We start from the raw sequence: 8,738 nt of genomic DNA on the forward strand, positions 1-8,738 counted from the left end.
GATTCAGCGGGTTGAAAATATACTGGCTGAACTGTACGTCCTGCTGGGCAAAAACGCCCTGGCATCCCAGCAAAAATAATATCAAGCTAAATATCCTTTTCATGGTTTCCCGTTTTTACTGTTACCGAAGCAGCTGTATCCAGCCTTTATAAACTTTCGCATTTTGCCCTGTACCGATCGTCAGCAGGTAGTAGTAAGTCGCTTCATTTAGCTGCGATCCGTCCCAGTCATTTTTATAATTATCCTGGTGATACACTTCATTTCCCCAGCGGTTATAAATACGGATTGCCATTCCCTGTGTCGGATCGACACCTTTGATTACAAACCGGTCATTACGGCCATCGCCGTTTACTGTTATTACATTCGGAATGAACATGCCGGAAATTTCCTTTTGTACCGTTGATGAATTGTTAGAGGCAACCGGGTCTTCATCAGTTGTACTTACCGTAGCGGTGTTAGTGGCCGTTCCCTGAAGCCGCGCCTGCACCGTTATACCTGCTGTCGTACTTTCACCTGTTCCCAGTGTACCGATTGTCCATGTAACTGCCCGTGTAGCCGGATCGTAACTGATCTGGCCGGGACTGGTGGGCAGCGGAACATAATCTACCTCTGCAGGCAGCACATCGGAAACTATCACATTGTGCGCATCATCCGGACCGTTGTTAGTCGCGCTCAGCTGGTAGGTGAACTGGTCGCCTATATAGATCTTTTGTGGTGACTGCGTTTTCACGATGCTCAGGTCTGCCAGGTTCTGCACCGGTATGATGACCGGGTCCGTGTTACCTATATCCGAATCTGTACCGGTTGGGAATGTATGATTATCAGTAGTCACAAGTGCCTGGTTACTGATCGTGGTGCCGGCAATATCATCATTTACTTTCAGGCTGAAACTGACGGCTGTTTCAGCGTTTGGCGCCAGCGGCCCGGGAATGCTAAACTGTACGTCGTTACCGTTCAGCGTACCGCCGGAGACATAGCTTGTTCCTAAAGGCAAGGCGTCGGTCACAGTGATTGTGTTTAATGCTGCCGTCCCTGTATTGCGGACGTGGATTGTATAAGTCAGCACCTCGCCTCTTTGTGCCTTTCCGTCTCCACTGGCATCGCTTACCGTCTTCCAGGTAACCAGGTCATTAACCGCCAGTATGACGGAGGCTGGTTGATCGGTTTCGCAGCCAACCGGGTTCTTGCAGGTTACCAGGTACGTTCCGGCAAAGCTGTTTTGAACATTGGGAACCACGATCACGTTAGTGTCCACAGGGACTGGTACACCGTTTTTAAACCAATCGTAATCGGCGGCATTGGTGGCAGTTGCCCGGAAAACAACCGTGCTTCCAGCCCAAACGGTATCCTGTAGCACGATCACTCGTTTTGGCGGGCCGGCAAGCAATTCCGAAGTTTCCAAGATCAGATACGTTGGGCCCGGCGGCTGATAAGTCCTGACACTGACTGGTTTTACAGCAGAACACCCGGCAGCATTGGTGGCCTTGATGTAATATACACCGCTTTGGGTGATGGCAGCCGGGTTTGCAACAGGAATCGTAGTCAGCGGGTTGATATAATATGAGAACGTAAGCCCCGGATCGCTGCCGGCCGTTACCGCCGCTGCGGTCAGGTCGCCGGCCTGTGGTAAACAAACCGTTTGATCCACGGTTACCAGGTTGACCGTTCCGCCGGCCTTTATTTCAACCGAATCGCTAACAGCGGTACAGCCGTTTTGGTCAGCAACAGTTAACCTGTATTTACCGGGAGGCAGATCGCTAAGGTCTTTGGTGCGAGCGCCAGTACTCCAGCCATAAACATAAGGTGGGCGGCCGCCGCTGACGGTGGAAATAATAGATCCGCCGGAAGATCCGGCACAACTGGCGTCGGTAGCCTGCAGGCTGAGAGTGATCGGCACAGCATCCGGTATCACAATTGCCTGGCTCGCCGCGCTGCAACCGGCCGAATCTGTAACTGTTACGGTATAGCTGCCTGCTTTTACGTTATTTACGTTGGCGGTCGCTGCCGTAAAGCCATCCGGACCAGTCCAGCTATAAGTATAAGAGCCGATGCCGCCGCTGACAGAAATGCTAATGTCCCCGGTGCTGCTGCCTGCACAAAGTACACTGTCAATTACCGATGAAATAACAATTGGTGCTGATTGTGGCACGATCAGCGTATCCAGTCGGTTGCACGAAGCGCCATCGGTTGTGGTGACAAAATAAGTCCCGGCAACTATTCCTGTAATATTCTGGGTATTGGCGGTAAATCCGTTCGGGCCGGTCCAGTTAAAAGTGTAGCCCGAGCCACTGCCGCCGCTTGCAGTCAGATTAATTGCGCCGGTAGATGCACCTGCACAGGTTGCAGGTGTAATGGTAGACGCAACTTGTATCGCTTGCGGTTCGCCGACATCATAGGTGTAGGTTTGCGTGCAACCAGCTCCGCTGGTGATGATCACCTGGTATTTGCCAGCCCTGATATTACTGATATTTTCGGTTGATGCGGTAAACCCGTTCGGGCCTGTCCATGCAAAAGCAAAACCGGCAGGTGCGCCTAAACTAACTGTCAAAGCGATTGCTCCATTAGCTGCTCCGTTGCAAGTTACATTCGTAATAACAGGTTCTGCTATAAAGGAAGGACTTTCGCTCACGGTCACGTTCGCGATTGCCGAACAGCCCAGGGCATCAGTTACAGTTACATCATAGTACCCGGATGCTAGCCCTGTCAGGTTTTGACTGGTCGAAGCAAATCCGTTCGGACCTGTCCAGCTGTAAGTATAAACTCCGCTTCCACCGATGACTGCCAACGAAGCACTGCCCTGGCTGCTTCCGGGACAAACGTTATTTACTACCGTCGGTGTAATTAATATCGGGGCGTTTTCCAATAGCTGGTAACTTTCCGAACTACTGCAACTGCCATCAGTGACAGTAACTGTATAAGTACCTTCCGCAAGGTTGGCGATGGACGCTCCTGAGCCTGTATAACCATTCGGTCCGGTCCACGCAAAGGCATAGCTGCCCGCGGGACCGCCGCTTGCCGTCAGACTAATAGCTCCCGTATTTCCTCCCGTGCAATTGATATTGGTAATTGCTGCCGTTAAATCGATGTTTGACGGCTCGCCTACAGTAGCTGTTATCGAATGTACCTGGCCAGATGCATCCGTTACCTGTACAGTGTAAGCACCAGCTGAAAGACCGGATATATCTTCTGTCGATGCGGAATAACCATTCGGGCCTGTCCAGGCGAAAGTGTATGGCGGTGTACCGCCGGAAACAGTCAGATCAACGCGGCCATCTGAGCCATTATTGCAGCTTGCTGAAGCAGTGGTTTCTGCAATGCTTATTAAATTAGGCTCGCTTATAAATACTTTGATAGTAGCTGTGCAACCGTTCGCATCGGTAACGGTCAGGGTATAGTCACCTGTAATTAGTTCTGTAATGGATTGAGCGGTAGAAGTAAAAGCCGGCGGCCGAGTCCATAAAAAACTGTAAGGCGCCGTTCCGCCGGATACAATTGTAGTGATTGAACCGGTAGCTGTCCCGGGTGCCGATGCGTCGATATGGGTTTCGCTGATACTGATCGCGGATGGCTCATTGATTGTCTTTGAAATACTGCTATTGCAACCCTGATTATCTGTTACTGTAACGGTATAGGTTCCGCTACCTAATCCGGAGATATTTTGTGCTGTCGACGTAAATCCACCCGGCCCTGTCCAGCTATAAGTATACCCTGCCTCGCTTCCCCCGCTCACGGTTAAATTGATCGCTCCGCTAATATTTCCATTACAAGTTATATCAGTAACTGTTGGATTAATTACAACGGGAGGATTTTGAAGTACATCGATGTTCATTGTTTTCGAGCAGCCCAGGAAGGCATCTACAACCGTAACCCTATAAGGGCCCGGCGCCAGCCCACTAATATTCTGGCTTTCAGAGTTATAATTATTGGGTCCTCTCCAAGTAAAACTATATTGATCCGGCCTGTTGGAACCGCCGCTTACCTGGATGCTGATGGCACCATTATTTTGCCCGATGCATCCTGCATTGGCTACTGTTGGATTGATAACGATGGCAGGCCGGGTTTCAACGGTTGAAGTATAAGAATACACACATCCGGCTGCATCAGTTATAGTAAATGAATACGTTCCCGGAGAAAGCGTTCTTCCGGTATCACCAGACCAAGGCTGCCCCTGGAACGTGTAGGTAAAAGGCGGAGTTCCGCCTTGTATATTACCCAGTAAAATCTGCCCTGTTGCAGTACCGTAGCAATTAACCGGGAAAGTGTTATAATTTATTGCCAAAGCCGGGTTGATTGTGACCACTACTGGTTTAAGGTCGCTTGTACAGCCTTCCGGCGAAGTAGCGCGGACGTAATAAGTGCCTGAACTAGTTATTGCAGTCGGATCGGCAATGGGAACTGACCCGTTTGAATACTGGAAATAATTAAAGGTTAAATTACCCTGACCACTGACTACCGACGGGCTGGTGATGTCAACTTTGGCATTAGCGCAGGCCTTAGGCGGATTGGTAACCGTAAAATCCGGCTTAGGATTTACGGTCACTGTTACCACTTTGGGGTTAAATCTGTTTTCGCAATAATTACTCCCCTGAATGGTTACATAAAATGCAGTTGTTGCATTCAGCATGCCGGCTTGATAGGTTAAGCCGGTGCCTAACGGGGTAGTTGTTCCCGCATCTTTATACCAGGTAACGACCGGGTTGGTGACATTGCCGGATGGAATAGCGGAAAGCGTGACCGATTGCCCCGAACAAACAGTTTGATCATTCGCATCTATCAAGGCCGGGGTTGCAGGCTGCTTAACATGCACCAGCACCTGTAAAGCTTGTCCCTCTTGATTTTCGCAAGCAGTTCCGCTGACTGTAACGTAATACACTACGTCTGCTTCAAGTACAGATGTGTAAAAGGTCGGCCCTGTTTCTACTTGTTGGGTAAGCCTGGAGTCAAGATACCATTTAAAATCAGCGCCTGGTATTTTGCTTGTCGCAGTTAAGGTCGTGCTGCCGCCGCTACATATTTCCGTAATTCCGGAAACTGAAATATCAGAGGCGATAGCCGATGGATTGACGGTAATAGTGAAGGTTTGCGGATCACCGATACAGCCATCCGCCTCCGGTGTAACCGTTATATTAGCAACGATCGGACTGGAGGTGTTATTAACGGCCTGAAAAGGGAATAAGTCATCTGTGCCGTTACCTGGCAAGCCGATTTCGGGATGATCATTTGTCCAGGTGTATTGCGTTCCGATATCAGCGCTGGAAAAATTAACCGCTGTGGTTAACTGGCCATTGCAAAGCACCTGATTCGTAATTGGGTTCAAAGTTGGCCGTTCTGTTACTACTACAGTTTGTGTAGTAGATAACTGAAAACCCGGAATCAGAAGAACTGTTAGTGTCACAGTATATATTCCTGCTGAAGTGTAGGCATGAACAGGATTTTGTTCAATACTGATTTGCCCATCACCAAAATCCCAATTGTAATAAAAAAGAGTATTATTGCGGTTAACAGTAGCGTCTGTGAATATAAATGAATTGCCTTCCAGGCACTGGGGGTTTTGATCCACACTAAATTTTGGAACAATATTTGGATCCTTGCTGACTATTACAGTTTGTGTAGCCGATACCTGGCAACCACTTTTGGTCATGGTAAGCGTTACCGTATATGTTCCAGCTTCATCGTAAGTATGATTTGGAAAATACTGACTGCTGGATTTCCCGTCTCCAAAGTCCCAATCATAAATCGTGTTCTCGTCATAGGTATTTGTCCAATAAGAAAAATTAAAGGTATCGTTGACAACTTGCGAAGTTGGGTACGAATAAATAATTAGGTCGAACTTTGGTATCACCCTCAAGTTAAGTTGCTTTGCAGAAATACAGCCGGTTCCGCTGGCATCCCGGGCGGTAACATATATGGGAAAATCTCCTTGTGTAGTTGTTGTGAAAGATTCGGGATTTGTTATCTCATCCTTAAATTGAGGATCCATATAATAGCGTAGAATAATACCGGGGTCACTATCTTGCGTTATACCCGGGTCGGTTAGCTTAAAATATTGCCCTTCACAAATGGGTGGCGGATCATGGACAACCAACCTGGGCTTCCGGAGTGGCTCAAGCGTTACCGGCTTAACAGTAAAACAGCCATCCTGGTTGGTTAATTTGATATAATACGTGCCGGGTGTTGTCACCTGTTGCGGGTTGCTGAGGGGAATGGTAGCCTCCGGATTGGTCCAATAAGTTAAGTTGCCGTTATTGCTACCATTTGTTAGCGCCGGCAGGGTCAGATTGTAATAAGGCGGATTGTCGCTGAAAGGATCGGGACAGACTAATGCAAGTACACCCGGGTTGATCACCAGGTTTGGTGGAACCGAGAGGTAAATGTCACTAATTACTTCATTATTACCAAGATCTACATCAGATACATTCTCGACGTACACACGTGTTTTAATTTGATTGGGGGTGCTGGGATTAGAATTTAGTGAAACAGTAATTGGAGGATAAAAATATCCGAGTGCAAGGCCATCGGTTCGCGTAGCTATGATTTGATTACCGGTAAAATCAATGGTCCAGCCATCGCCTCGGGCGCCTATGTATCCAAGATCAGGAGGCAGATCTTGCGTAACGGTTACCTGGCCGGCAGTTGCGGCATTACCAACGTTAGAAAGGGATATGATATAATCAATATTCTGGTTCTGCTGACACGGAAAATAGTGCGGTTCTACTTTTAAGTCAAGGTTTGGAGTAAGTACGACTGTATATGCGGAAGAAGAGTTATTTGTGAGATCAGAGTCCGTTATACCCGACGTTCCAACATTTATATCTACATTGTTGCGTATCTCTCCTGTATATGGATAAGCAATTATATGGCCTTTTATATTGAAGGTTGAAGTACTTTTGGCGACCATATTTAGTGTTACATTGTCCATAGATGGTTGCGGAAGCATGGTGTAACCGCTGGCAGTGTTGCCTGAGTAACCATCGTTACTAAAGTCAATGGATTCCACCTGAAAAAACCGGCTATCTGGTAACTGATCTGTTAAATTGATTCCATTTAAAGGGGCATCCGTATCATTGTAAGCAGTGACAGTGTAAGCAAGTTCATCACCAAGCCGGGCGGTTGGCTTGTCAACCGTTTTCAGTACACGCAGATTGCCGGGTGTAGTAACAATGAGGTTTCTGATTTCATGATAATCCACACCGCCACCGGTTGATCCGGCAAAACCCAATTTTAAAACAGGGGGTGGGTTGTCTACATTAACGGGGCCGAAGAGTTTGGTGAAGGCACCGGTTTCACTCGTTTTCCAGAAGGCAGTGATCTGGTATTGGGTCGCATTAATTTTTTCGATACTCAGTTGTATTCTTCTATAATATGCGGTAGATGCCGGTCGGACGGAGGTTAGAGGCAAATAGTTGATAGTTGGCGTTAGTGTATTTGTACCGCCTAAATAATTATAGTTTGAAGCTTGGTTGCCTCTTAGGCCAATAGTAGATGGATAAAATCCACCCCCGATCCCCCCTGTTTTTTGTTCATAAGTGGATGAATAATTTCCGAATTCATCAATGCCAAGTCCGATAAACCCACCAGATAAACCGGGTATAAAATTACCTGAGTTGATGTCCGTTTTTTGCGAGTAACCCAGTCCACCGCCAAAAGCGCCTATTTGAAAGGGTGTAACAGTAGGGTCATATAAAAAAATAGAAAACCCATCCGCGGCGGCAGGTCCCTGCGAGCGCCAGGTAATGTATTCAAAATCGATAAAAACACCTAAGCTGCTGGGGAAAGACTGATCTACAGTAAGGTATCCTACCTGGTTCGGTTGATCTGAGGTTAACCGAAGCCATCCCTCATTGTAAGGATCCTCGTTTCCGGCCGTCAGGTGAGCGGTGCCGCCCAGCGTTAAGCCTATGGCATTGTTGTCGGTAAAAGTTCTGCTGATAGTGAATTGTGCATGTAGGCTAACGGAAAGCGCCATCAGCACAGTAAGTACACCCACAATTTTAGCGCTGGTGGCAAAAATATTTTTTCGCTTCAGTAAAAGTCCTAGTAGATTTTCGTCCATATCACTTTTTATTAAAGGAGCGCAAATTTGCTAGTATCGTTTGCGGGCAACAGTCGGTATTTCTTTGACCGGCTCGTCTAAATTCGTTATGGCTTCGGCGGGAAAAAGCCTTGTTGATCTAAATTGAGTGTCAGCAATTAAGTTGAGAGCTTAATTATTCGTTGCTATATGTATTTAAATTTGCCAACTCCTGAACGGAACTAGCAGTATAGATTAATGGTATGCCGCCAGGTCTGTTTATAAATGTTTATCTCAAAATTAATTTCTTTGCAAGTTAAAATGTCTTTTTCTCCAACTAATGTGTTGCATATTAGAAAATGAAACGAGATTTAAGATAGAGACTTAATCTTCACTTCGAAGGAAACTAATTCCACTGTTTGTTGAGTTCTTCTCACTATCCGTAGAGTTCAGCAGGCTCTACGGATTTCGAATGGAATAGAGTCTCGGCTAAAAATCTAACTCTTATCCCGAAATAACTTTATGCGATTAATCCTCGTAACATGCATAATGTGGATTACGGCGGCGCTCAGTCAACCATTCATAATCGAACTGCAGAGCAAACAGCACCAGCTGCCTCCCTTGAGGGAGGATGATGGTGGGTGATAAATTCCACTTGTCCTAAAATAACTTTACACTAAGAATTGAACGGAGGCGGGCATCCCGTTTTGACCTTGTTGAAAGACAG

General features: G+C 47.1%; 1 protein-coding gene. It reads right to left on the reverse strand.

All coding sequences use genetic code 11. From position 1 onward, the window contains the following. Window positions 1-121 precede the first annotated feature (121 nt). A complete protein-coding gene (locus tag GS399_RS20255) occupies window positions 122-8,053 on the reverse strand; it encodes an Ig-like domain-containing protein (RefSeq protein ID WP_160846487.1) in 7,932 nt (2,643 codons plus the stop codon). Window positions 8,054-8,738 lie beyond the last annotated feature (685 nt).

The organism is Hufsiella arboris (genome assembly GCF_009834875.1).
Taxonomy (GTDB): Bacteria; Bacteroidota; Bacteroidia; order Sphingobacteriales; family Sphingobacteriaceae; genus Hufsiella_A; species Hufsiella_A arboris.